This is a genomic window from Bartonella refiksaydamii (assembly GCF_902652675.1).
GTDB classification, from domain to species: Bacteria; Pseudomonadota; Alphaproteobacteria; order Rhizobiales; family Rhizobiaceae; genus Bartonella; species Bartonella refiksaydamii.
This window is the reverse complement of sequence record NZ_LR736381.1, coordinates 1-1,064: the sequence shown is the minus strand read 5'-3', so window position 1 is coordinate 1,064 and position 1,064 is coordinate 1. Positions and strand designations below refer to the sequence as shown.

Genomic DNA, 1,064 nt, shown 5'->3' with positions numbered 1-1,064 from the left:
GCACCCATCTCTTGCGAAACAACAATCGCCTCCATCGGCGCTCCTGTAAACACAACAAGTCTGTTTTCCTTATCAAAAGCACCAAGCATAGGTGCTCCACTTTGCCAAATAGAACTGTCAAGAGAAGCCGGTAAGCTCTCAAGACTTGTGGAAATCTCATCTAATTGTTCCAATGTATAGCCTGCCGTGAATACTGGAAAGAACGTAAAAAATTCTCCTTGTATCGTCGACCATTTCTGTAAACCCCAATCATAAACAAAGGTGGTTTGCTCGTTATTGCCTCTCTTCAAAGACCAATAAACGCGATTATAAACTGGGTCTATCACCGCTTGCATCTCATCAAGAGCAAGCTTATCAAACGTCGAAAACACCGTTCGGTCGACCTTTTCAAAGCCTATCGAAAAAAGCTGTCCATCCAAACTTATCTGATAAAAACCACCATCACCGGCAAAAAAGGCATCACTACCACGACAAGCAATAGCTCCAGAACTCCTTGCCCCACGCTTGTCTTGGATCTTTTGAAAAATAAACGGAACCTTGGACCCTAAGGTAAAAGAACCGGCATAAACAGCAGAACGTAGAAAAACAAGTGGATTGCTCGATTCTGTCGCACCCTGCACATGTTCACCATCATGAAAGTCATGATAATAACAATCTTTATCACCAACCGTCCAATGGCTTGCATCATTCAAGCCTGACCAATGGATACGATTGGGATGATCTGTTAGCTGCATCAGGCAAACGAAATCACCCCAAACTTTTACCAAACCTGCTTTGGGCGGATTACCTGCTAAATCTTCAAACTGTTGAGAACTGCGAACCTTGAAAAGCTGTGGTTTGTCGTTTCTGTTCACCGCAATAATGCTTTCACCAAATAACGCAAACGACCATTTGTTTTCCTCATTCGCCTGATATGTCACACCACTTTGGCTAATGTCTTGCCAACCACGCGTTTGACTATCATAACTATAGAGCTTCTGCGCTCCTCCAACGATTATCTTAACACTATTGCCTGTCCTAAACGCTATCATGCCCAATGGCTTCTCTCCCAAAGGAGCAGAAAT

At 43.5% G+C, this 1,064-nt stretch carries 1 protein-coding gene; it reads right to left on the bottom strand.

All coding sequences use genetic code 11. From position 1 onward, the window contains the following. A partial coding sequence (gene bgtE / locus GQO39_RS08635; protein ID WP_156851788.1) for a gene transfer agent protein BgtE occupies positions 1-1,064 on the bottom strand: 1,064 nt, incomplete at both ends.